Here is a 264-nt window from a genome sequence, read left to right as displayed (position 1 = left end):
GGCATGATTGATAAATCTATTTACGAAAAACCAAGAAGAGTTTACTCAGCCCTATGGAAAAATTTAAAGGATGCTTACAGAGTGAACGCCTACTCGAACATCTCACAAAAAGATTTCGATGAAGCTATGAGCTTTGTAGAGGGATGGAGACCGATTTTTAATGGGAAATATTCAGCGTAAAAATTTACACCTAATTGGAAGCGAGGTGATTTATAATGAGAGATATGCAAAACTTCTCATCTTGGCAACTAGCGCAAAACATAA

1 protein-coding gene is annotated in these 264 nt (G+C 36.4%); it reads left to right on the top strand.

Annotated elements, in window-relative coordinates; all coding sequences use genetic code 11:
- Positions 1-180: ORF6C domain-containing protein (locus R2R70_RS20915; protein WP_410979038.1), on the top strand; the 180-nt coding region annotated here is incomplete at its 5' end.
- Positions 181-264: the final 84 nt, after the last annotated feature.

The sequence above is a fragment of the Cobetia sp. SIMBA_158 genome (assembly GCF_046566945.1).
GTDB classification, from domain to species: Bacteria; Pseudomonadota; Gammaproteobacteria; order Pseudomonadales; family Halomonadaceae; genus Cobetia; species Cobetia amphilecti.
The sequence above is the reverse complement of the archived record's forward strand: the minus strand, read 5'-3'. Positions and strand labels throughout refer to the sequence as shown.